At 70.8% G+C, this 22289-nt stretch carries 26 protein-coding genes; 12 read left to right on the forward strand and 14 right to left on the reverse strand.

What is annotated here, in order from left to right; translation table 11 throughout:
* Positions 1 to 228 precede the first annotated feature (228 nt).
* The 4 genes from ATK36_RS11645 to ATK36_RS11660 form a co-directional block, all read right to left on the reverse strand.
* Entirely contained in the window at positions 229 to 801 is a 573-nt protein-coding gene (locus tag ATK36_RS11645; RefSeq protein ID WP_098511259.1) for a DNA-3-methyladenine glycosylase I, read from the reverse strand.
* On the reverse strand, positions 798 to 1256 hold the full coding sequence (locus tag ATK36_RS11650; protein WP_098511261.1) for an SRPBCC family protein: 459 nt from the start codon (positions 1254 to 1256) through the stop codon (positions 798 to 800). Before ATK36_RS11650 ends, ATK36_RS11645 begins: the two co-directional genes overlap by 4 nt.
* On the reverse strand, positions 1249 to 1572 hold the full coding sequence (locus ATK36_RS11655) for a DivIVA domain-containing protein (RefSeq protein ID WP_098514812.1): 324 nt from the start codon (positions 1570 to 1572) through the stop codon (positions 1249 to 1251). The genes ATK36_RS11650 and ATK36_RS11655 overlap by 8 nt, the downstream gene beginning before the upstream one ends.
* Before the next feature lie 366 nt (positions 1573 to 1938).
* Positions 1939 to 2847 carry a glucosyl-3-phosphoglycerate synthase gene (locus ATK36_RS11660; RefSeq protein WP_098511262.1) on the reverse strand — a complete coding sequence of 303 codons (909 nt, stop codon included), beginning with the start codon at positions 2845 to 2847 and terminating at the stop codon, positions 1939 to 1941.
* Between the two features lie 54 nt (positions 2848 to 2901).
* On the opposite strand from ATK36_RS11660, the gene ATK36_RS11665 reads away from it, so the two are divergent.
* Both ATK36_RS11665 and ATK36_RS11670 read left to right on the forward strand, forming a co-directional pair.
* Positions 2902 to 3576, forward strand: coding sequence for a lysophospholipid acyltransferase family protein (locus ATK36_RS11665; RefSeq protein WP_098511264.1), 675 nt, complete (start codon positions 2902 to 2904; stop codon positions 3574 to 3576).
* A 14-nt stretch (positions 3577 to 3590) separates the two neighbouring features.
* On the forward strand, positions 3591 to 4205 hold the full coding sequence (locus ATK36_RS11670; protein ID WP_098511265.1) for a dihydrofolate reductase family protein: 615 nt from the start codon (positions 3591 to 3593) through the stop codon (positions 4203 to 4205).
* On the opposite strand, the gene ATK36_RS11675 is transcribed toward ATK36_RS11670, so the two are convergent.
* The 3 genes from ATK36_RS11675 to dapE form a co-directional block, all read right to left on the reverse strand.
* Positions 4206 to 4742 carry an LOG family protein gene (locus ATK36_RS11675; RefSeq protein ID WP_452039198.1) on the reverse strand — a complete coding sequence of 179 codons (537 nt, stop codon included), beginning with the start codon at positions 4740 to 4742 and terminating at the stop codon, positions 4206 to 4208.
* Complete coding sequence (locus ATK36_RS11680; protein ID WP_098511268.1) at positions 4742 to 5527, reverse strand: LOG family protein; 786 nt, start codon at positions 5525 to 5527, stop codon at positions 4742 to 4744. Before ATK36_RS11680 ends, ATK36_RS11675 begins: the two co-directional genes overlap by 1 nt.
* Before the next feature lie 558 nt (positions 5528 to 6085).
* Positions 6086 to 7159 carry a succinyl-diaminopimelate desuccinylase gene (dapE, locus tag ATK36_RS11685; protein WP_098511270.1) on the reverse strand — a complete coding sequence of 358 codons (1074 nt, stop codon included), beginning with the start codon at positions 7157 to 7159 and terminating at the stop codon, positions 6086 to 6088.
* Between the two features lie 43 nt (positions 7160 to 7202).
* On the opposite strand from dapE, the gene ATK36_RS11690 reads away from it, so the two are divergent.
* The 3 genes from ATK36_RS11690 (at position 7203) to ATK36_RS11700 (ending at position 9806) form a co-directional block, all read left to right on the forward strand.
* On the forward strand, positions 7203 to 7643 hold the full coding sequence (locus tag ATK36_RS11690) for a hypothetical protein (RefSeq protein ID WP_098511271.1): 441 nt from the start codon (positions 7203 to 7205) through the stop codon (positions 7641 to 7643).
* A gap of 29 nt (positions 7644 to 7672) precedes the next feature.
* On the forward strand, positions 7673 to 8653 hold the full coding sequence (gene dapD / locus ATK36_RS11695; RefSeq protein ID WP_098514813.1) for a 2,3,4,5-tetrahydropyridine-2,6-dicarboxylate N-succinyltransferase: 981 nt from the start codon (positions 7673 to 7675) through the stop codon (positions 8651 to 8653).
* A 142-nt stretch (positions 8654 to 8795) separates the two neighbouring features.
* The gene (locus ATK36_RS11700) at positions 8796 to 9806 is read left to right on the forward strand and encodes a CHAD domain-containing protein (protein ID WP_098511273.1); all 1011 of its coding nucleotides are present in this window, start codon (positions 8796 to 8798) and stop codon (positions 9804 to 9806) included.
* Positions 9807 to 10004: 198 nt separating this feature from the next.
* On the opposite strand, the gene dapC is transcribed toward ATK36_RS11700, so the two are convergent.
* From dapC to ATK36_RS32190, 3 genes are all read right to left on the reverse strand, one after another.
* The gene (dapC, locus tag ATK36_RS11705; protein WP_098511274.1) at positions 10005 to 11090 is read right to left on the reverse strand and encodes a succinyldiaminopimelate transaminase; all 1086 of its coding nucleotides are present in this window, start codon (positions 11088 to 11090) and stop codon (positions 10005 to 10007) included.
* Positions 11087 to 11407, reverse strand: a complete 321-nt coding sequence (gene fdxA / locus ATK36_RS11710; RefSeq protein WP_033293324.1) for a ferredoxin — start codon at positions 11405 to 11407, stop codon at positions 11087 to 11089. The genes dapC and fdxA overlap by 4 nt, the downstream gene beginning before the upstream one ends.
* Before the next feature lie 124 nt (positions 11408 to 11531).
* The gene (locus tag ATK36_RS32190; RefSeq protein WP_098511276.1) at positions 11532 to 11705 is read right to left on the reverse strand and encodes a hypothetical protein; all 174 of its coding nucleotides are present in this window, start codon (positions 11703 to 11705) and stop codon (positions 11532 to 11534) included.
* Positions 11706 to 11751: 46 nt separating this feature from the next.
* On the opposite strand from ATK36_RS32190, the gene ATK36_RS11720 reads away from it, so the two are divergent.
* Genes ATK36_RS11720 through ATK36_RS11740 form a run of 5 tightly spaced genes read left to right on the forward strand, consistent with a single transcriptional unit; the run spans position 11752 to position 15703 of the window.
* Positions 11752 to 12501 carry a GNAT family N-acetyltransferase gene (locus ATK36_RS11720; RefSeq protein ID WP_098511277.1) on the forward strand — a complete coding sequence of 250 codons (750 nt, stop codon included), beginning with the start codon at positions 11752 to 11754 and terminating at the stop codon, positions 12499 to 12501.
* Positions 12498 to 13490, forward strand: a complete 993-nt coding sequence (gene cofD, locus ATK36_RS11725) for a 2-phospho-L-lactate transferase (RefSeq protein WP_098511279.1) — start codon at positions 12498 to 12500, stop codon at positions 13488 to 13490. The genes ATK36_RS11720 and cofD overlap by 4 nt, the downstream gene beginning before the upstream one ends.
* Positions 13426 to 14823, forward strand: a complete 1398-nt coding sequence (locus ATK36_RS11730) for a coenzyme F420-0:L-glutamate ligase (RefSeq protein WP_098511280.1) — start codon at positions 13426 to 13428, stop codon at positions 14821 to 14823. Before cofD ends, ATK36_RS11730 begins: the two co-directional genes overlap by 65 nt.
* The gene (locus ATK36_RS11735) at positions 14820 to 15353 is read left to right on the forward strand and encodes an NUDIX hydrolase (protein WP_098511282.1); all 534 of its coding nucleotides are present in this window, start codon (positions 14820 to 14822) and stop codon (positions 15351 to 15353) included. The genes ATK36_RS11730 and ATK36_RS11735 overlap by 4 nt, the downstream gene beginning before the upstream one ends.
* Positions 15350 to 15703, forward strand: a complete 354-nt coding sequence (locus tag ATK36_RS11740) for a GntR family transcriptional regulator (RefSeq protein WP_098511283.1) — start codon at positions 15350 to 15352, stop codon at positions 15701 to 15703. The genes ATK36_RS11735 and ATK36_RS11740 overlap by 4 nt, the downstream gene beginning before the upstream one ends.
* 39 nt (positions 15704 to 15742) lie before the next feature.
* On the opposite strand, the gene ATK36_RS11745 is transcribed toward ATK36_RS11740, so the two are convergent.
* Together ATK36_RS11745 and manB are read right to left on the reverse strand one after the other, a co-directional pair.
* Positions 15743 to 16636, reverse strand: coding sequence for a DNA-3-methyladenine glycosylase family protein (locus ATK36_RS11745; protein ID WP_098511284.1), 894 nt, complete (start codon positions 16634 to 16636; stop codon positions 15743 to 15745).
* The gene (manB, locus tag ATK36_RS11750) at positions 16636 to 17715 is read right to left on the reverse strand and encodes a mannose-1-phosphate guanylyltransferase (protein WP_098511285.1); all 1080 of its coding nucleotides are present in this window, start codon (positions 17713 to 17715) and stop codon (positions 16636 to 16638) included. The genes ATK36_RS11745 and manB overlap by 1 nt, the downstream gene beginning before the upstream one ends.
* A 143-nt stretch (positions 17716 to 17858) precedes the next feature.
* On the opposite strand from manB, the gene ATK36_RS11755 reads away from it, so the two are divergent.
* Entirely contained in the window at positions 17859 to 18308 is a 450-nt protein-coding gene (locus ATK36_RS11755) for a hypothetical protein (RefSeq protein ID WP_098511286.1), read from the forward strand.
* 40 nt (positions 18309 to 18348) lie between these two features.
* On the opposite strand, the gene ATK36_RS11760 is transcribed toward ATK36_RS11755, so the two are convergent.
* A complete protein-coding gene (locus ATK36_RS11760) occupies positions 18349 to 19212 on the reverse strand; it encodes a glycosyltransferase family 2 protein (RefSeq protein WP_211291860.1) in 864 nt (287 codons plus the stop codon).
* 134 nt (positions 19213 to 19346) lie between these two features.
* On the opposite strand from ATK36_RS11760, the gene mptB reads away from it, so the two are divergent.
* Positions 19347 to 20864 (forward strand): polyprenol phosphomannose-dependent alpha 1,6 mannosyltransferase MptB, encoded by a 1518-nt coding sequence (gene mptB / locus ATK36_RS11765; RefSeq protein ID WP_170069699.1) that lies wholly within the window; start codon positions 19347 to 19349, stop codon positions 20862 to 20864.
* Here mptB and ATK36_RS11770 read toward each other — a convergent pair.
* The gene (locus tag ATK36_RS11770; RefSeq protein WP_098511288.1) at positions 20797 to 21927 is read right to left on the reverse strand and encodes a glycosyltransferase family 4 protein; all 1131 of its coding nucleotides are present in this window, start codon (positions 21925 to 21927) and stop codon (positions 20797 to 20799) included. The two genes, mptB and ATK36_RS11770, sit on opposite strands and share 68 nt — an antisense overlap.
* Between the last annotated feature and the right edge of the window lie 362 nt (positions 21928 to 22289).

Genomic DNA, 22289 nt, shown 5'->3' on the forward strand with positions numbered 1-22289 from the left:
AATCAGCAAGAGCGCGCAGTGCAGAACGAGCCTCCGAAAGCCGTCAGCAAGAGCGCGCAGCGCAGAAACAACCCCAAAGGACATCATCAGCCAGAGCGCACAGCGCGGAAGCAGCAGACCGAAGGGTCAGCAAGAACGCACAGCGCGGAACAGGCCCCGAAGACAGTCAGCCAGGCGGTACTACCCCGCAGCCCTCAGAGCGCACAGCATGGGAGCCCCGAAGACCCGTCAGCCGGCACGCGCAGCGCGGAAGCAACCCCGAAGGTGGTCGTCAACCATGCCAGTCGCCTGCATGAGGGCGTAGCAGGTGGTCGGGCCGAGGAAGGAGAAGCCGCGCTTCTTCAGGTCCTTCGCCATCGCCGTTGACTCGTCCGTGACGGCGGGAACGTCGGCCAGTGTGCGGGGGCGGCGGTGTTTCTTCGGGGCGAAAGACCACAGCAGCTCGTCCAGCGGACGATCCAGGTCGGCGATGGCGCGTGCGTTGCTGACCGCCGCCTCGATCTTCGCGCGGTTGCGGACGATGGACGCGTCCTGCATCAGTCTCGTCACGTCCGCCTCGGTGAAGCGGGCCACTTTCGCCGGGGCGAAGCCGCGAAACGCCTTCCGGAAGTTCTCGCGTTTGCGGAGGATGGTGATCCACGACAGGCCGGACTGGAACGATTCCAGGCACAGCCGCTCGTACAACTCCGGCTCACCGTGCAGCGGGACGCCCCACTCCTCATCGTGGTAGGCCGCGTAATCCGGCGTGGAGTTGCCCCACGGGCAGCGCGCCACGCCGTCGTCGCCGAGCAGGTCATTCATCGTTGCTCACCCATCGAGTAGTTCTCCGCGAACCGGGCGAACTGCCGCAACGACTGCCGCACCCCGAGCGCGAACGCCGGCCGCACGACCGGCCAGCCTGCCCGGCCGACGACCCCGAACGGCAGCGTCAGATGCTCCGCCCAGACGAACGTGCACTGCGCGGCCCCCTTCGCCACCACCTGGAAGGTTCCGGTACCCCGCACAATCCTGCCGAGGTGACGCACGGTGCACCGCAGCGGCGGCTCCCACGAGGTGATCTCCATCGTGTCGGTGAACCCGACACCGGCGATCCCGGTGAACGCGGCGAGCTTCGAGCCCACGCTGCGCCCGTTGCCCGCCAGCACCCGCACCGACGTGCCGAGCATCCACTCGCCTTGGCGGGCCCAATCGGTCAGGGCCAGCCAGGTGGTACCGGCCGGCGCCGCGACGTCGACCGACAGAACCAGGTCACTCACCCGCGGGCCTCCGGTGCGCTCCCTCGGGCCGCGCCGCCTCCAGCCGGGCGACCTGCGCGCGCAGTTCGTCCAGTTCACCGCCGAGCCTGCGCAGCACCCAGTCCACTTCGGACATCTTGTAGCCGCGCAGCACCAGCTGAAACCGCACCTGGCGCACGTCGTCACCATTGATGTCCTCGGCGGGCAGCCGGGTCGGCGAACTGCCGGGCGGCAGCGGGGCCAGCTCCTCGCCCCGGCCGAACACCACCGCGGCCAGCAGGAACACGACGGCGGCCACCAGCAGCATGACTACGAGGTAGATCAGCGCGGTCGTCACCGCACGATCGTGGCACACGACCCCGTCCGCCGTCGCACGCGCACGCCCGGTCGGTGTCGCGTACGGCTGCTCGATCGGCGTCGCGCACACGGCGAGCACGCTGCGCGCCCGGGTGCCATGAGGTTCACCCGCCGGACGCTCAGAGTCTGTGAAGGGACCCTTCACAGACTCTGAGTCCGTCAAGGGACCCTTCACGGACTCTGGTCCTCCTCACCACGTGCGTGCGTATAACGGGTCCGGATCGGGTGCGAACACTGTCGCCACGCGCTCGCGGTCCTCAAAGAGCCCACACACCGCGCATCCCGCACCGACGCATGAACGCACCCGCCCGGAACGCACACCGGGTCGGTCCACATCGGACCCGCCTCACCCGTGTGGTCGTGTGGCGCGCACCTCCCGCATCGGGGGTCGGTCGGCCAGCGGCACCTCGGTCACGTCCGGTAGCCATTCGCCGGACACCTGCACGAACTGGGTGAACCGGGCGCTGTCGGTATCCGCCATCCCGGAGCGGGCCAGCGCGGTGCCGAGGATCTGCCGTGCCATCACGCCCAGTTGCAGCAGGGAGCGGTTGCGGTGCTTGCGCACGCCGAGGTTGACCTGCGCGAGCGCGTCCAGGCCGTAGCGGGCTTCGGCGTCCAGTAGCAGGCCGATCTCCACGCCGTAACCGCCGGCGAAGGGCACCGACTCGAAAAACTCCCTGGTGCCGGCGTACTCCCCGCCCAATGGCTGCACCAGCTCGGCCAGCGCTGGGCGCAGCGCCGACAGCGCCGGGCGGGCCAGCAGCTCGGTCACCCGGCCGCCGCCGGTGCTCTCCAGCCGCAGCGGGCGACGGTAGAAACCCTTCACCAGGTGCACGCCCGGTTCGGTGAGCACCGGCCCGAGCAGCGAGGGCACGAAGGACGGGTCGGGGTCGACCAGGTCGGAGTCCAGGAACACCAGCACGTCCCCGGTGGTCGCGGCCAGGGAGCGCCACAGCACCTCGCCCTTGCCCGGCCGTGGCGGCAGTTCCGGCAGGACGTCCTCGCGCCGCACCACCCGCGCGCCCGCGGCGGCGGCCACTTCGACGGTGGCGTCGGTCGAGCCCGAGTCGGCCACCACGATCTCGTCGATGGCGGTGCCGAGCAGCGGGCGCACCGAACCGACCACCTCGGCAACGGTCCGCTCCTCGTTCAACGCCGGCAGCACCACCGAAACCGTGCGGCCACGCTTGGCCGCCACGATGTCGGCGATGCTCCATCCGGGTTCCTGCCAAGTACGGCGGTCAAACCAGTTCATGCCGGCGATCGTGCCATGCTGGACGCAGTGCCCGGCCCACCGGAAGGAGACCCCTTGCTGTCCCTGCTCGTCCGCTTCGTGCTCGGCCCGCTGGTCCGGCTGCTGTACCGGCCACGCGTCGAGGGCGTGGAGAACGTGCCCGGGCACGGCCCGGTCCTGATCGCGGCCAATCACCGCGCGGCGCTGGACACCGGCGTGATCACGTTCACCACTCCGCGGAAGGTGCGGTTCCTCGGCAAGGCGGAGTACTTCACCGGCAAGGGCCTGAAGGGCCGGTTCATCGCGAAGTCGCTCGACGCGCTCGGGTACGTGCCGGTGGAGCGCGGCAACGCGCAGGCCGGGCTGGCCGCGCTGGAGGCCGGCCGCAAGGTGCTGGACGACGGCGGCGTCTTCGCGATCTACCCGGAGGGCACCCGTTCGCTGGACGGCAGGCTGCACCGCGGCCACACGGGCGTCGCGGCGCTCGCCCTGTCCACCGGTGCGAGAGTGGTCCCGGTCGCGCTCTCGGGCACCGAAGGCATCCAGCCCAACGGCGCCCGGATCCCGCGGCTGGCGAAGATCCGCGTGCAGTTCGGGGCCCCGCTCGACTTTTCGCGCTACGAAGGACAGGACGCCTCGTCGGCGATCCGCCGTTCGGTGACCGACGAGATCATGTACGCGATTCTCGAGCTGTCGGGCCAGGAGTACGTGGACACCTATCACCAGCGGCCGGACGAGAAGTCCGCCTGACCCGAGGAGTATCCGTGGGCGCGGTCATCCTGCACAGTGTGGTGTCGGTGGACGGCTTCATCGCCGATGAGAACGACGCCGTCGGGCCGCTCCACGAGTGGTATTTCGCCGGGGACACCCCGATCATTCCGCCGCCGGACGATCAGCGGTACGACCATTCCGGCACCGGGAGCGGTTTCCGGGTGTCGAGCGCGTCGGCCGGGTACGTCCGGGAGATGTGGGAGTCGATCGGCACGATCGTCATGGGCCGCACCCTGTTCGACCTGGTGAACGGCTGGGAGGGACAGCCGCCTGCCGGAGACCACGTCGTAGTGGTGTCGCACCGGCCCAAGCCGGCGGGCTGGCACCCGGAGGCGTCGTACCACTTCGTCGACGGGGTACCCGCAGCGCTCGCCATGGCCGAAGAACTCGCCGGGGAACGCACCGTCGCGGTGAATGCCGGAGAGGTGGGCGGCCAGGCTCTCGCGGCCGGATTCGTCGACGAAGTGGCGATGGACGTGGTGCCCGTGGTCTTCGGGTCGGGCAAACGCTATTTCGGCGGCATCCAGGGGCAGCACCTGCTGGCCGGCCCGCATGTGGTCATCCAGGGCGAAGGCGTGCTGCACCTGAAGTTCAAGGTGCGGCGCTGATCACTGCGCGACGAGCTGGTCCAGCAGCTTCACCGCGTCCGCGCCCACCGCCAGCAGGTCGCGGGTTTCCGTGCGCAGGAAGCCTTCCTCGACCATGTGATCGGCGAACGCGACCAGCTGCCCGTAGTACCCGCCGACGTCCAGCAGCCCGATCGGCTTGCGGTGCAACCCGAGCTGCGCCCAGGTCCACACCTCGAACAGCTCCTCCAACGTGCCCACCCCGCCCGGCAGCGCGAGGAAGGCGTCGGAAAGCTCGGCCATCTTCGCCTTGCGCTGATGCATATCGGGCACGACGTACAGCTCGGTGAGCCCACCGTGCGCGATTTCCACACTGGACAGCTGTTCCGGGATCACGCCGTGCACTTCGCCGCCCGCGGCGAGCGCGGCGTCGGCCACCACGCCCATGGTGCCCACGCTCGCGCCGCCGTAGACCAGCCCGATCCCGCGCTGTGCCAGCAGTTTGCCCACCCCGGCCGCGGCTTCGGCGTACTCCGGGGACAGCCCGGTGGACGAACCGCAGAACACGCAGATCCGCATCAGTGCGAGTCCTCCCAGGCCTGATAGGAGTCCTGGACCACGCGGACCGCGTCGTCGATGTCATCGGTGAGGTGCAGCAGCTGCAGGTCCTTCTCGCCGATCTTGCCGCCCTCGAGGACGGAGTTGGCGATCCAGTCGTAGAGCCCGCCCCAGTATTCGGTGCCGAACAGCACTACCGGGAACTTGGTGACCTTCTTCGTCTGCACCAGGGTGAGCGCCTCGAACAGCTCGTCCAGCGTGCCGAACCCGCCGGGCAGGCAGATGAAGGCCTGCGAGTACTTGATGAACATGGTCTTGCGGGCGAAGAAGTACCGGAAGTTGACGCCGAGGTCGACCCACGGGTTCAAGCCCTGCTCGAAGGGCAGCTCGATACCGAGCCCGACGGAGAAGCCACCCGCCTCGGCCGCGCCGCGGTTCACCGCCTCCATCGCACCCGGCCCGCCGCCGGTCATCACCGCGAACCCGGCCGCGGCGAGCGCCCCGCCGATCTTGCGGCCCAGCTCGTACTCCGGGTTGTCCCGTTTGGTCCGCGCGGAGCCGAACACGGTCACCGCGCGCGGCACCTCGGCCAGCGCGCCGAAGCCCTCCACAAACTCGGCCTGGATGCGCAGCACCCGCCACGGGTCGGTGTGCACCCAGTCGCTCGGCCCGCGCGAATCGAGCAACCGCTGGTCGGTGGTACTGCCCTGGTCACGACGGTCGCGCCGGAGCACCACCGGCCCCCGGTGCCGCTCCACCGGACGCTCGGGGTACTGGCCGTCGGGGAACTCAGACTGTTCACTCACCAGCCAAGCCTACGGGCCGGGGTGACCACCCGGCCGCCCGCGTCGGCACCACAGCGTGACGGATCGATGACCCGGATGTGAACTTCCGGCCTGCTGCGGCGTCGTCGTCGCGACATCGGGGTTCCGGCTCGCCCGTGCGGCTGACCGATCCGACTCCCCCGCGCACGCGTGCCTGGATGCTCGGGGACGGGGATCGTCTGCCGCGGTCCGGTATGGAGGAACGCCAGGGAGTCATCGGCCTGAAGGAGATGCCGTGGGCCGATCGGGCTGCTCGACCCTCCCCTAGTGGTCTGGACCACCAGGCTTCGGCCGCTGCCGGGCAGGTTCGCCGAGGTCCTCCGGGCGATTCTCCGGCACCTCATACAATTGTTTCTGTTTTCAATATTACCGTACACGTACGGCAACTCCGGAAAAGCTATAACTGTCACGAAGCTGCCGCCGCGCGGGGCATCACAGCGGAGGTGTCGCGGAATCGGTCCGAGGCGGCTGGCCGAAGGCGGCTTTTCCTTTCCCCGCAAGAGATCCCCGGCCTTCCCGACCCGGCGATCCCGCCCCCGGTCACGCCAGGAACGTACGCAGCGTCGCCGCGACCTGCCGGATCTCCGCCATACGCACGTTTTCCTGCTGAGTGTGCGCGAGCGTCGGGTCGCCGGGGCCGAGGTTGACCGCGGGCATGCCCAGCGCGGCGAACCGGGCCACATCCGTCCAACCCAGCTTCGCCGCCACCCGCCCGCCCGCCGCGGCGACCAGCTCGGCGGCAGCCGGTGCGGACAACCCGGGCAGCGCGGCCGGCGAAAGGTCCACAAGGGACACATCGAACCCGTCGAAAACCTCGCGTACGTGTGCTTCGGCCTGATCCGTGCCGCGGTCCGGGGCGAACCGGTGGTTCACCGTCAGCACGGCCGCGTCCGGCACCACGTTTCCGGCCACGCCACCGGAGATCCCGGTGGCCTGCAAGCCTTCGCGGTAGGTGAGGCCGTCGATGTCGACCACCCGCGGGGAGTACTCGGCCAGCCGGCGCAGCGGTTCGGCGAGCGCGTGGATCGCGTTCCGGCCCATCCACGCGCGCGCGGTGTGCGCCCGGGCGCCGCTGGTGCGCACCTCGACCCGAAGCGTGCCCTGGCAGCCCGCTTCGATCACGCCGTTCGACGGTTCGCCGACGATCGCCAGGTCACCGGCCAGCCATTCGGGCACTTCGCGTTCGATCCGGCCGAGGCCGTTGCGCGTCGCCTCGACTTCTTCGTTGTCGTAGAAGACGAACGTGATGTCGTGCTTCGGCTCCGGCAGGGTGGCGGCCAGGTGCAGGAACACCGCGTCGCCGCCCTTCATGTCCACCGTGCCGAGTCCGTGCAGCACCTCTCCGTCGCCGGTGCCGGTGCGCCGCGAAGGCAGGTTCCGGTTTTCCGGCACGGTGTCGAGGTGGCCGGCCAGCACCACGCGGGACGCGCGACCCAGGTTCGTCCGGGCGAGCACCGCGTCGCCGTTGCGGACCACTTCGAGGTGCGGCGCCTGCTCGGTGAGTGCTGCCTGCACCGCGTCCGCCAGCTTCGTCTCCTGGCCGGAGACGCTGAACACGTCGACGAGAGCGGCAGTGAGGTCGGCGGGGTCGGCACGCAGGTCGAGCAAGGTCATACCGGCACCGTACCCAGGCCGGACGGGGGCTACCGTGAGGGATGTGCGCACGCGAAGCTCTCTGGTCGCTCTGGGCGTCCTGTCCCTCGTCCTGACCGGCTGCAGCCAGGAGGCGGGCCCCACCCCCGGCCCGAACCCCGGCACGCCCGGCCCGGACGCCCTGCCGATCAAGCTCGACGCGCTTTCCGCCGACGCCTGCTACTCCAGCCCGCAGACGCAGCGGCCGAGCGGCTGTGAGAAGTACGTCACGGAGGTCGGCGGCACCTCGGGCTCCGTGCATGCGCGCGCACAGGCGGGCAAGACCGTCGACCGCCCGCTCGACGCCGAGGCCACCGCGCTCGACCAGGCGGTCAGCGCGTTCCGCGAGGCCGGATGCACCACCGTGCCCTCGCCGGGCGGCGCGTGCACGAAGGCGCTCACGGACGTCGCGACCACCATCGCCGCGGTGAAGAAGCAGGTGAACCGGCAGGCCGCCACGGGCTGAGGCGGCGCGGCTCGGCTACCGTGACCGGCGTGAGCGAGCAGACCCCTGACCCCGAAAAGACCGGCGCCGTCGGCGTCGGGCTGGCCACCGTGACGTCCGACGGCACGGTGCTGGACACCTGGTACCCCCAGCCGAAGCTGACCGACGCGGGCGCTTCCGGCACCGAACGGCTGACCGCGGAGCAGACCGCGGAGCTGCTCGGCGACGCTGCCGCCGCGCTGCTGGGACCGGACACCGACCGTGGCGTCGAGGTCGTCGCGGTACGTGTCACGATCGGCAACCTGGCCACGGCACCCGCCGACGCCCACGACGTGTACCTGCGGCTGCACCTGCTCTCGCACCGGCTCGTCCGGCCGCATGGGCAGAGTCTCGACGGCGTCTTCGGCCTGCTGGCCAACGTCGTGTGGACCAATCACGGCCCGTGCCCGGTCGAAGGCTTCGAACAGACCCGCCTGCGGCTGCGTTCCCGCGGCGCGGTGACCGTGTACGGCATCGACAAGTTCCCGCGCATGGTCGACTACGTGACGCCCAGCGGCGTACGCATCGCCGACGCCGACCGCGCGCGTCTGGGCGCCCACCTGGCCGCCGGCACGACGGTGATGCACGAAGGCTTCGTGAACTACAACGCCGGCACCCTAGGCGCTTCGATGGTCGAAGGCCGCATCTCGGCGGGTGTAACGGTCGGTGACGGCAGCGACGTCGGCGGCGGCGCTTCGATCATGGGCACGCTCTCCGGCGGCGGCACCGAGGTGATCTCCGTCGGCGAGCGCTGCCTGATCGGCGCGAACGGCGGCATCGGCATCTCCCTCGGCGACGACTCGGTGGTCGAAGCCGGCCTGTACGTGACCTCCGGGACGAAGGTGGAGGTCGACGGCAAGACGGTGAAGGCCCGTGAGATCTCGGGGATCTCGGGTGCGGTGTTCCGCCGCAACTCCGCGACCGGCGCCGTCGAGGTCGTCCCGCGGGCCGGGGTGGGCATCGAGCTGAACGCCGCTTTGCACGCCAACTGAGCCGATCGACCCGCCCGGCCACCGACATGCTGTGAAGGGTCCCTTCACGGACTCTGAGTCCGTGAAGGGACCCTTCACAGCGTTTGGGGCAGCGGTGAGTAAGGGCTCGGCGACGCGCGTTCGTTCACCTAGTATTCAGGTGGTGACCACCTCATCCCGGAGAAACGGTCGAGCGCAGCCGACCGATCCGGCTGCGCTCGGGCTTGCCGTCGTGCCGAGGAAGGCGGCGCCGGGTGCGCCCGCGGCGACGCACGTCCGCGTCAAGCTGGATCATGAGCTGCGAAAGCTGCTCGCGCGGGAGGCGGGCACCCGGACCGGCACCGATCCCGAGGATCTGCACCAGATGCGGGTCGCCCTGCGGCGGATGCGCAGTGTGCTCAAGACGTCCGGGCCGTTGCTGGGTCCGGACGGTGAGCAGGTCCGCGGTGAGCTGGGCTGGCTGGGCCAATCACTCGGCGAAGTACGCGATTACGACGTGCTGATCGGTCACCTCCGCGAGGTGGTGCGCACGTTCGAGGTCCGCGACCAACCGGCCGGACGAAGGCTGGTGTCACTGTTCGTCGCCGAGCGGGGGACCGCTCGCCGCCGGCTCACCCGCGCGCTTTCCGACGCGCGCTATACGACGCTGCTGCACGAAATCGCTCAGCTCACGCACGTCCCGGAACACGAGAACACCGCGGACCCGGCCGGCCGGACCGGTCCGATCGCCGACCTCCGGAAGCCGTATCGGAAGCTCGCCAAGGCCGTCCGCGCCCTGCCCGCCGATCCCCCGGACGACGATCTGCACGCCCTGCGCATTCACGGCAAGAAGCTCCGCTACACCGCCGAGCTGGCCCGATCGACGGCGAAAAAGAAAGACGCCGCGAAATTCACCGAGCTGATCAAGGCAACACGCAAATTCCAGACCGTGCTCGGTGATCACCAGGACGCCGTGGTGGCCGCGGAAAAGGTCCGCGCCGCCCTCGGGAAGGCGGACGCCGAGGTGGGCTTCGTCGCCGGCCGCATCGCCGAGCACGAGCTGGCCAAACGCGCCGAGGCACGAGCCGCCTGGCCGAAGCTGTGGGCGCGGATCCAGAAGGCTGCCGACGCCGTCGGCGCGATAAAGGCAACCACCAAACCTGACACGACGGCTTCGCGCAGACGTGGCTGCTGACCTCACAGCCGGCCGGCTCGGCGCCGCTGACCGACGAAGCGGCCGTGGAGGCGTTGACCAGGTTCGTCTACCGCGGGCTCAACGGCCGCGACTACTGACCCGCGGAGGTCCGTGAAGGGGCCGTGAAGGTCTGTGAAGGGGCCCTTCACGGACTCAGAGTCTGTGAAGGGCCCCTTCACAGCTGCGACTACTGAAGCCTCAGCCGGCCAGCCGCTCCGCGGCCGCGTCGATCCGCTCGTCGGTGGCGGTGAGGGCGACCCGGACGTGCGAGCCACCCGCCGGGCCGTAGAAGGTGCCGGGGGCGACCAGGATGCCGCGGTCGGCCAGCCAGTCGACGGTGCTCAGCGAGGGCTCGTCGCGGCCGGCCCACAGGTACAGCCCGGCTTCCGAATACGAGATCTCGAAACCGCTGTCCTGCAACGCCTTGCGCAGGACCAGCCGACGCCGCCGGTAACGCTCGCGCTGGACGGCGAGGGCCTCGTCGTCGATCAGCGCGGTGACCATCGCCTGCTGCACCGGCCGGGGCACGATCATGCCGGCGTGCTTGCGCATGTCCAGCAACTGCTTGACCAGTTTCGGATCACCGGTCACGAACCCGGCGCGATACCCGGCCAGGTTCGCCGATTTGGACAGCGAGTGCACCGCGAGCAGGCCGTCGGTCTGTCCACCGTGGACGGACGGGTGCAGCACGGACACCGGCTCGGCCTCCCAGCCGAGCGAGAGGTAGCACTCGTCGGACACCACGATCGTGCCGCGCTCGCGCGCCCATTCGACCACCTTGCGCAGGTGCTCGACGCCGAGGACCCGACCGGTCGGGTTCGACGGGGAGTTGAGCCAGAGCAGTGCCGGACGGCGCGGGCCGAGCTGGGTCAGCCCGTCCGCGCGCAGCATCTCGGCCCCGGCGAGCAGCGCGCCCACCTCGTAGGTCGGATAGGCCAGCTCCGGGATCACCACGGTGTCGCCCGGCCCGACACCGAGCAGCCGCGGCAGCCAGGCCACCGCCTCCTTGGACCCGATGGTCGGCAGCACCGCCTCCGGCTCCACGCCGGTGACGCCGTAGCGGCGCCCGAGCGCCTCGACCGCGGTCGAGCGCAGCTCGGGCGTGCCGTGCGTGGCCGGGTAGCCCGGCAGGTCCGACACGCTCGCGAGCGCCGCGCGGATGCTGTCCGGGACCGGGTCCACCGGCGTGCCGACGGACAGGTCCACGAGACCGCCCGGGTGCTGTTGTGCGCGGGCCTTGACCCCGGCCAGCGAATCCCAGGGAAAGTCCGGCAGCCGGGTCATTCGCCCTGCGGCGGCAAGGCCTTGATGAACGACGGGTCGTGCGCGGTCTTGCCGACCTTGGACGCGCCGCCCGGTGAGCCCAGCTCGTCGAAGAAGTCGACGTTCGCCTTGGTGTAATCGGACCAGTTGTCCGGCACGTCGTCCTCGTAGTAGATGGCCTCGACCGGGCAGACCGGCTCGCAGGCACCGCAGTCCACACACTCGTCCGGGTGGATGTACAACATCCGCTCGCCCTCGTAGATGCAGTCCACGGGGCACTCGTCGATACACGCCTTGTCGAGCACGTCGACGCAGGGCTCGGCGATCACGTAGGTCACTGCGGTCTCCTGCTTTTCTGCTGCTGGGCCTTCTCTGCTGCGGACATTACGCGCTTCCCGCACCCCCGGTGCCGGTTAGGCGACCCTTATTCCGACCGCCGGACCAGGGGGGAATCCGGGCCGCTCAGCGCTCCCGGCGCCGGGGTTTCGGGGTGTCGCGGGCATCGCCGGTGATGGTGAACCCGGGCCCGGCTGGCTTGCCGTCCTCGCGTTTCTCCTTCAACGTCCGGTTGAAGCCGTCGGCGATCTCGTCGACCAGATCGTCGTTGTGCCGGTCGTCCTTGCGCGCGTAGCTCATCGGTTCTCCTGCGGAATGGGCGCACCCTTTCAGTCACAATCTAACCGTGGATGCCGGCGAAAAGCTCGAAATCGTCTGTTCGAGGGCATGGCCCCCGCTGACCGAGGAGCCGCTCGGGCAGTGGCGGCTGCGCTGGGCGGACGGCTTCACCGGCCGCGCGAACAGCGCACTCGCCGTCGGCGACCCCGGAATGCCCGTCCCGGCGGCGCTCGGCGCGGTGTGTGAGTTCGCCCACGCCCGTGCCATCACGCCCGCGGTCCAGGTCGTGGAGGACAGCGCGCTGGAGCGTGCGGTGGCCGCCGAGGGCTGGGTCGAGCAGGTCGGGCATGCGGCCGGGCACCGGGTGACCGTGCAGACCGGCCCACTGCCTTCGGGGCCGGCTCCCGAGGCCGAGGTCCTCGACGAGCCCACGCCGCAGTGGTGGGAGCTGACCGCCGGTTCGCGGTACCCGAGCGCAGCCGAACGTCACGTGCTGACCACCGGAAAGGTGGGCTACGGAGTGGTCACCTCCGACGAGGTCACCGCTGGTGCCGTCCGCGGAGCCGTCGTGGACGGCTGGCTGCACGTCGCGCGGCTCGCCGTGCGACCGGACTTCCGGCGGCGCGGTCTGGCCGCCACGGTGCTGCACGCGCTCGCCGCGTGGGGACGGGCGCACGGCGCAACGCAGTGGGTGCTTCAGGTCGCGCTCGGCAATACCGGGGCACTCGCGTTGTACTCCGCACTCGGCTGTTCGGAGCACCACAGATACCGGTACTGGGTCCCGGGACCGGATACGTGCAAGGATCCGCAGTCGTGAAGATCGTCGTACTGGCCGGCGGAGTGGGCGGCGCCCGGTTCCTGCTCGGCGTCAAGACCGCACTCGGGCTGCCCGCGATCGGCGCCGGGGACTCCCCGCACGAGATCACCGCGCTGGTCAACACCGGGGACGACGTGTGGATGCACGGCCTGCGCATCTGCCCCGACCTGGACACCTGCATGTACACCCTCGGCGGCGGCATCGACCCCGCTCGCGGGTGGGGGCACGCCGGCGAGACCTGGGTGGTCAAGGAGGAACTGGCCGCTTACGGGGCCGAGCCGACCTGGTTCGGGCTCGGCGACAAGGATCTCGCCACGCATCTGATCCGGTCGCGGATGCTGCGCGCGGGTTACCCGCTCTCCGCGGTCACCGAGGCGCTGTGCGACCGCTGGCAGCCCGGCGTGCGGCTGCTGCCGATGTCCGACGACCGGGTCGAAACCCACGTGGTGATCGACGATCCGGACCAGCCGGAGCGCCAGAAGGCCATCCACTTCCAGGAGTGGTGGGTGCGCTACAAGGCGGAGCTGCCCGCGCATTCGATCGTCTCGGTCGGCAACGACGAGGCCAAGCCCGGCCCCGGGGTGCTCGAAGCATTGGCCGACGCCGGCGTGGTGCTGTTCGCGCCGTCCAATCCGGTGGTCTCGGTGGGCACGACGCTCGGCGTGCCCGGAATCCGGGAAGCGCTGCGGAAATCGTCCGCGAAGGTGGTCGGCTTCTCGCCGATCATCGGCGGCAAGGCCCTGCGCGGGATGGCGGACGCCTGCCTCACCGCGATCGGCGTTGAGACCTCCGCGGAGGCCGTCGGACGGCATTACGGCGCGCGGTCCGAGGGCGGCGTGCTGGACGGCTGGCTCGTCGCGCCGGAGGACGAGGGCGTCACGGTGCCGGGCGTGGCGGTGCGCGCCGTGCCCCTGCTTATGTCCGATGTGGACGCAACCGCGGCGATGGTCCGCGCAGCCCTCGACCTGGCAGGAGTTTCCCTTGACTGATCACGCCTCCGCGAAGATCGAGCTGCTCCCGGTCACCGGGTTGCCGGAGTTCCGCCCGGGCGACGATCTGACCGGCGCGATCGTGACCGCCGCGCCGTGGCTGCGTTCCGGGGACGTGGTCGTGGTGACCAGCAAGGCCTTCTCCAAGGTCGAGAGCAGGCTCGTGCGCGTGCCCAGCGATCCCGAGGCCCGCGACGCGGCCCGGCGCGAACTGGTCGAGCAGGAGTCGGTACGGGTGGTGGCCCGGTTCTCGCGCACGCTGATCACCGAGAACCGGCTGGGCATCGTGCAGGCCGCGGCCGGTATCGACGCGTCGAACGTGCGCCGCGACGAGGTGGCGCTGCTACCCGCCGACCCGGACGCCTCGGCGCTCGCGCTGCGCAACGGATTGCGCGAACGGCTGGGCGTCGAGGTCGCCGTGGTGGTCACCGACACCATGGGCCGGGCTTGGCGGGTCGGGCAGACCGACGCCGCGATCGGCGCGTCCGGGCTCCGCGTGCTGCACGGGTACGCCGGGCAGGTCGACGTGCAGGGCAACGAACTCGCGGTCACCCAGGTCGCGGTGGCCGACGAGCTGGCCGCCGCGGCGGACCTGGTGAAGGGCAAGCTCGGCGGGGTGCCGGTGGCCGTGGTACGCGGGCTGGACATCGTCGACGACGGCTCGTGCGCGCGGGACCTGATCCGCTCCGGCGAGGTGGACCTGTTCCGGCTCGGCACCAACGAATCGATCGCGCAGGGCCGCCGCGAAGCCGTGCCGAACCGGCGTTCGGTACGGCAGTTCAGCGACGAGCCGGTGGATCCGGCGGCGCTGCGGCGAGCGGTCGCCTCGGCGTTGACCGCGCCCGCGCCGCACCACACGCATCCGGTGCGGTTCCTCTGGCTGCGCGACCACGGGCTGCGGAAGAAGCTGCTCGACGCGATGCGCGAGGCGTGGCAGGCGGACCTCGCCGGCGACGGGTTCACGCCCGAACAGATCGCGAAACGGTTGTCCCGCGGGGACATTCTCTACCGCGCACCGGAACTGGTGATCCCGTTCCTGGTGCCGGAAGGCGCGCACACCTACCGCGACGAACGGCGGAACGGGCACGAGCACACGATGTTCACCGTCGCCGCGGGCGCCGCCGTGCAGGGCCTGCTCGTCGCGCTCGCCGCCGAAGACCTCGGCTCGTGCTGGATCGGGTCGACGATCTTCGCCGCCGGCCTCGTGCGGTCCACGCTCGGCCTGGACGATCAGTGGGAGCCGCTGGGTTCGGTCGCCATCGGGTATCCGGCAGGCGACCCGCCGCCCACCCGCGGACCATTGACCACCGGGAAAGGACTGATCGAGCTGTGACACTCCACGCCTCCGCCGTTTCCGCCCTGTCGGCGTGGACTCCCACGCCGGCTTCGCAAGAATCGTTGCGGCAGGCATTTCTCGGCTTCCTCGCGTCGCGTACGGACACCTGTCAGCGCGCGTGCGAGGCTGGGCACCTCACCGCGTCCGCCGTGGTCCTCGACTCGACCGGCAAGCAGGTGCTGCTCACGCTCCATCCGCGGGTGGGCCGGTGGCTGCAGCTGGGCGGGCACTGCGAACCGGCCGACTCTTCCCTGGCCGAAGCCGCACTGCGGGAGGCGACCGAGGAGTCGGGCATTGCCGGGCTGACCATCAGCGAGACGCCGGTGCACCTCGACGTCCACCCGATCACCTGCTCGCTGGGCGTGCCGACGCGGCATTTCGACGTGCGATACGTGCTCCACGCCCCGCCCGGCGCGGAGCCCGTGCGCAGCGAGGAATCCGACGACCTGCGCTGGTGGCCGGTCGACGCGCTGCCCGCCGGTTCGGAGGACCTGACCGAGCTGATGCAGGCGGCCGCCGGGCGATGAGCATCAGTTACGACAGCGCGTCGCCGGTCCCGCCGTTTGAGCAGGTGCGTTCCGCGCTGGCCACGCAGATCAACGACGGCACGTTGACCGTCGGCACGAAGCTGCCGACCGTGCGTGCGCTGGCCGCCGAGCTGGGCATCGCCCCGAACACGGTGGCCCGCGCCTACCGTGAGCTGGAGGAGGCGGGCCTTCTGGAAACCCGTGGCCGCGCAGGCACTTTCGTCGGCTCGACCGGCGATGAGACCCTCGCCCGAGCCCGCACCGCGGCCCAGGAATACGCGGCGACCACCCGAAGCCTCGGTCTCTCGGCGAAACAGGCGCTGGCCATCGCCGAAGCCGCGCTGCGGTGAATCGTGGTGGCTGTCTGTGAAGGGGCCCTTCACGGACCATCACATCGCGCGGTAGTCGCGGAGTTCGATGCGCGGCCCGTACCGCGGAGCGCGGACGCCGGAGGTCTCCAGGTACCGCACAGCGCGCTGCCGGTGCGGGGCGTACGGGGCCAGCAGCCGCGCCATGGCCTCGTCGTCGATGCGGTGGCCCAGTAGCGCGTGGCCGACCATGGACGGGATGTTGTAGTCGCCGAAGCTGACCGCGTCCGGGTCGCCCCAGGCGCGCTGGGCGATCTCCGCCGCCGTCCACACGCCGATGCCGCGCACCTTGCGCAGCCGGGCGCGGCCTTCGGCGCCGGCCAGCTGGACCGCCTCCTCCAGCCGTGGCGCGACGCGGGCGGCCTCGATGACGGTCGTGCGCCGTTGCAGATCGACGCCGATCCGGTGCCAGTTCCAGTCCACAATAGACAGAACCGCGGCCGGATCCGGGGGCACCCGCAGGAATTCCGGCGCCGGTCCGGGCGCGGGCGTGCCGAACCACCGGCACAGTTGCGCCCACGAACGGATCGCCTCCTTGCCGGTCACCTTCTGTTCGAGCACGGCGAGCACGAGCGCGTCCCACACCCGCCCGGTCGAGCCGAGCCGCAGGCCCGGATGCTCGTGCCGGGCCTGCGCGAGCACCTCGTGATGGGCGGCGAAACCGGTGTCGTCGTCCTCGGCGCCGAGCAGAGCGGGCACGCCGGCCAGCAGGAAATCCGCGCCGTCGCCCCAGGCCGCGGCTTCGACCACGCCGTCCGGACGACGCAGCAGCGCGAGCGTGCCCTTGCCGCCGGGTGTGTTGGCCGCCAGCCACCACACCCCCCGGTGCGCACGAAAGTTGAGCGACCCCCGTCCACGACTGAGCGGGCCCAGCACCGCGGCCAGGTCCAGCGGGAACGGCGGACGCCACTCCATTACGCGTCGCTCGAAAACCGGATGCCGCCGTCCGGCAGGGAAACACCCGGCCACACTCGCGCACCGTCGAGCAGTTCACAGCCCGCGCCGACGCTCGCGCCGTCGCCGAGCACCACCCCGCGCAGGACCGCGCCCGCGCCGACCCGCGACCCGCGACCCAGCACGGAACGTTCCACAGTCGCCCCCGGGCCGACCACGGCTTCGTCGAACACGACCGAGCCGGTGACTTTCGCCCCCGCTTCGACCACGGCCTTCGCACCCACCGTCGTACCGCCGTCGAGAGTGGCCGCTCCATCGACCGACGCACTGTCCAATACCAGTGACTCCCCCGTCGGCCCGGCCAGCGCGGAGGTCGGCGCGACGCCGCGGACCAGGTCCGCGCTGCCCCGCACGAACGCCTCCGGCGTCCCGACGTCGAGCCAGTACGAAGAGTCGACAAAACCATGCAGGTGCGCGCCGTCGGCGAGCAAACCCGGGAACGTCTCGCGCTCCACCGACACTCGCCGCCCGGCCGGGATCGCCTCGATGACCGCGCGGCGGAAGACGTAGCACCCGGCGTTGATCTGATCGGTCGGCGGATTCGGCGTCTTCTCCAGGAACGCCGTGACCCGGCCGTCGCGATCGGTCGGCACCGAGCCGAACCGGCTGGGGTCCGCAACTCGTTGCAAGTGCAATGTCACGTCCGCACCGGTCTCGACGTGCCTCCCCAGCTGCGCGCGCAGATCGGCGCCGGAGAGGATGTCGCCGTTGAAGACGATGGCATGGTCCGCGCGCAGCCGGTCGTGCACATTGCGGATCGCGCCGCCGGTGTCGAGCGGCTCGTCCTCCACCACGTACTCCAGTTCGAGCCCGTGCGCGGACCCGTCGCCGAAGTACTCCTCGAAGACTTCCGCCTGGTACGACGTGCCGAGCACGACATGCCGGATCCCCGCGGCACGGATGCGGGAGAACAGGTGACTCAAATAGGGGGTCCCCGCCGTCGGCAGCATCGGCTTGGGCGCCGACAACGTGAGCGGGCGCAGCCGGGTGCCCCGTCCCCCCACCAGCACGACCGCGTCGGCTTCGATCTCGGGCGTCACAGAATTCTCCTTTGTATCACGCACCACTGGGCGACAAGCCTGCGGGAAACGTGGGCGGCCTGGCCCCCGAGGGCCTACCCTAGACACGAAACAGGAGGGCCTTTCCGCAGAGGGGCCCCTGCTCAGTCGGGAGGCCGAGGGGAATGGACCCCCGCGATCGCGCGGATGCCCTGCTCGCACGCGCACGGTCCCGCGGCGCCTTCGTGGTGACGCCGGACAACATGACGTCACCGATGGACGCCTCCAACACCCAGCAGATCTCCAGAGCGGTGGTCGCCGAACTGGACGGGCAGGACCCGGACACGACCACCCAGCTGCCCGCGTCCCTGATCGCGGAGCACGACCATCCGCTGAACGGCTACGCGCCGACCACCCCGGGAGAGCACCCGCTCGCCCGGACCAACCCGACGCAGCCCCTCGACGTCACCAGCGGCCCCGAGGCGAAGCCGACCCCGCTGCTGCCCCGGCCGAAGGCGCAGCCGGTACCGACCCCGCTGAAGGACCCGGCCGAGGCGGAGATGACCGGCCTGGTCCCGACGATCAAGCAGACCAGCGGCCGCTCGAACCTCTCCCGCCGTCTCGACGGTCTGTGACGGGCTGACGGACCGGGGCCAGTCGGGGCGGCCGGTCCCGTCAGCCCCGGCGCGTCTCCAGCTTCACGCGTAGCGCCAGGCCCAGCTTCACCGCGGCCAGCACCGGCTTCCAGCGCAGTCCCCGATGCCGGTCGGCGAGGTAGCGGTAGGCGCTCGCGTGGTGCGCGCGCAGCATCTTCGCCGAGGCCTGTGCCGTCGAATGCCCGCCGATGTGCATCACGCCCGCCGAAGGGGCGTAGACGTTCAGCCAGCCCGCCTTCGCCAGCCGGTCGCCGAGGTCGACGTCCTCGAAGTACATGAAGTAGCGCGGGTCGAAGCCGCCGACCGAGTCGAACGCCTCACGGCGCAGCAGCTGGCAGGAGCCGGAAAGCCACCCGGAGACCCGTTCCGCAGGCGCGGCGTTCTCCTGGCGGTACTCGCGGGTCCACGGGTTGCCCGGCCAGATCTTGCCGAACGCCGCGTGCCCGATCCCCCGCCCGAAGGAGGGCAGCAGCCGGGCCGACGGGTAGACGGTGCCGTCGAGATCGTGGATGAGCGGCCCGAACGCGCCCCCGCGCGGCCACCGGCCGGCCACCTCCAGCAACGCGTCCAGCGCGCCGGGCTCCCATTCGAGATCCGGGTTGACCACGACGATCCAGCCGTAGCTGTCGTCGAGCGCGGCGGCCCCGCGGTTGGCGGCCGTGCCGTACCCGACGTTCTCGCCGATGCTGACCAGGGTGACGTTCTCGCGCTCGGCGGCCCGCTCCGGCGCCCCGTCCGTGGAGGCGTTGTCCGCGACCACGACGTGCACGTCCCGCTCGGTCGCCTTCTCCAGGGTGTCGAGGAACTTCTCGAGCGTGTCCCCGGCGAAATAGGTCACCGTCACGATCCCGACCCGGTCGCCATACGTGCGCTGCTCAGTCACCGGGCCATTGTCCACCGATCACGGACAGCCACCAAGGCCGACCACCGCGATCACTGCGAGTAACAACGTCAGACGTTCTGGATCGGCGCCGATGCCGCCTGCGGAGCCTGCGAAACGGCAGATAGCCTTCGGTTATGTGGCAATGGTTTTCCCAGCTCTTCACCGACCGAAATGGACGGTGGGGATGGCCGTCGGCGAAAGTGCTGCGCTGGACCGGGTTCGGCGGTGGCGCGCTGCTCGCGGTGGCTGTGCTGGTCGGGCCGTCGACGCCGGGGGCGTCGATGCTGGCGCTCGCCGGTGGGGTCGGCGGCGTCGGGCTGCTGGTGCTGTGCTGGGTGCTGCTCCCGCTCGGGCGTGAGCTGCCCGGTGTCGGGTGGCTGAAGTGGACAGTCGCGCTGTGGTGCCTGCCGCTGCTGGCCGTGCCCGCGTTGTTCAGCGGAGACGTGTCAAGCTATCTGGCCCAAGGGGAAATCGCCGCGCGCGGGCTCGATCCGAACACCGTCGGGCCGCTGGACGGGCTCGGCGCGGGTTCCGCGATCGTCGAACGGGTCAGTGGGTACTGGCAGAACACGCCCTCGCCGTACGGTCCGCTTTTCGGTGCGGTGGAACGGGTGATCGCCCAGCTCTGCGGCGGGAACCCGGTGGCCGGGCTGGTGCTGCACCGGTTGGTCGAGGTCCTCGCGCTGGTGCTGATCGTGTGGGCGCTGCCGCGGCTGGCCGCCCGCGTGGGCGTCTCGCCGCGGGTCACGCTCTGGCTGGGTGCGCTGAACCCGTTGGTGCTCTGGCATCTCGTGGCCGGTGCGCACAACGACGCGCTGATGCTCGGCCTGATGCTGGCCGGCACCGCGCTCGCCTTCGACGCGCTGGCGGACAAAGTCCGCTGGTGGCCGCTGACCGCCGGGGTGGTGCTGATCGCACTCGGCGCCGAGGTGAAGCTGCCCGCGCTGGTCGCGCTGGCGGCGGTCGGCACCGCGCTCGCCCGGCGCCGCGGGGCACGGCTCGGTGACTTCCTGCTCGCCGGTGCCGGGATGGTCGCCGCGTTCACGGTGGTGTCCGTGCTGGTTTCGCTGGCGACCGGGCTCGGGTTCGGCTGGATCTCGGCACTGGGCGCCTCGGGACAGGTGAACAGCTGGATGGCGCCGACGAACTGGTTCGGCTTCCTGATCGGCGGCATCGGTTCGCTGTTCGGCGCACACGTGACCCAGTCCATGATCGGCGTCGGCCGGATCATCGGGTATGTGGTGAGCGCGGCCGGGATCGCGCTGGTCCTGCGCCGGCAGTGGACCGGCCGGATCGACGAAGTGCGGTCGCTCGGGCTGATGCTCGCCCTGCTCGTGGTGTTCGGACCGGCCGTGCAGCCGTGGTATCTGCTGTGGGCCGTGCTCCCGCTAGCCGCTTCGCTGCCGTCCGGCCGGGCACGGAACTGGCTGGTCGCGCTTTCCGCGGTGTTCGCCGTCGTCCTGCCTCCGCGCGGAGGGAACTTCGCCGGGCATGTGGGGCTGCTCATCGCCGGTTACGCGATCGCGGTCGCCTTCGTCGTGGGCGCGTTCCTGATGCTGCGAAGGATGAACCGGGCGACGCCGGTCAGCGTCGGCGGCGGTGTTGGTACCACGCCTTCGCGTACGCCTCCCGATGCTGCTCCGCCGTCGTAGCCCAGGAGAAGTCCTTCGCACGACGCTGCGCAGCCGCGGCGAGGAACGCGCGGCGGGCCGAATCATCGAGCAGCTCGGTGAGCGCGGCAGCGACGTCACCGGCGCCGACCCCGCAGTACGCCACCGCGTCGCCGCCTACCTCGGGTAGCGACAGCCGCCGGGTGGTCAGCACGGCCGCGCCGCACGCCATCGCCTCCAGCACCGGCAGGCCGAACCCCTCGCCGAGGCTGGGGTACGCAACCAGCTCCGCCCCGCCGAGGAACCCGGCGAGCGTGCCGAAGGGCAGGTAACCGGCGCGGATCACCCGCAACCGGTGGGGCACCGCGTCCAGCGCCCGTTCGACCTGGGTGTCCCAGCCAGGCTGACCGGCCAGCACAAGCGCAGGCGCCTCCCGCTGCCCAGCGACGGCCCTGGCGTACCCGCGAATCAGCGCGGGCACGTTCTTGCGCGGTTCGAGCGCGCCAAGGAACGCGACGTACGGCGCACGTCCCAGCCCCACCGCTGCGCGCGCGGCCGCGATCTCCTCCGGCGATGGCGGGTGGAACCTGTCGGTGTCCACGCCGTGGTAGATGATCTCCAGCTCGGCTCGGCGGACCGGGCTGACCCGGCTGAGTTCCGTGGCGGTCGCCTGGCTGGGCACCACGCAGAGGGTCGCCCGGCGCAGCGCCGTCGCCGTCCAAGCGCGGAAGAAACGGGCCTTGACCGACGAGTGCAACACGGCGTCGGTGAAGAAGGTCGCGTCGTGCAGCGTCACCACCGAAGCGGCTCCGCTGGCCAGCGGCATCGTGTAGTGCGGCGAGTGCACGACGTCCGCCGCGAGCCGCCGCGCGAGCCGGGGCAAGGTGGCTTGCTCCCAAGTCAGCCGGGCGGTCCGGGTGGAAGTCGCCGGGGAGGCCGGCACCACCCGGGAGCCGGGCGCGAGCAGGCGGTAAAGCGGCAGGTCACGGGGCTGGCACACCACCGTGAGCCGCGCCCCGTCCTGGTCCAGTGCCGCGACGAGCGAGTCCACGTATCGCCCGACCCCACCCCGGTCCGCGGGCACCGCGGTCGCATCGATCAGCACACGGGGATTACCGGTCACGAGGTGCAGCGTACGGCGATCACTCAACGCACAGGTACGGAACCGACAAACTCACCACGACCCACCCATCCGGAGTACGACCGACGTCGCACCCACTCCGGTAAGCACCCAACCCCCCCTTGCCCGGTTACCTCCCCCCCGGTGGCTACGGCTGTGAAGGGGCCCTTCACGGACTCTGCGGCCAGGGTTCCGGCAAAGTCTGGTGTAGAGGGCCCTGCGCAGACTGCGGAGGTCCGTGAAGGGACCCTTCACGGACCCGAAACCGGTCCGGCAGCCAACGGCTCTCCCTGCCGACCACGGGTCCTCGGCCAACTTTGCCGGGGCCCTGGACTCTGCGGCTGTGA

It is taken from the genome of Amycolatopsis sulphurea (assembly GCF_002564045.1).
In the GTDB taxonomy this organism is placed as follows: domain Bacteria; phylum Actinomycetota; class Actinomycetes; order Mycobacteriales; family Pseudonocardiaceae; genus Amycolatopsis; species Amycolatopsis sulphurea.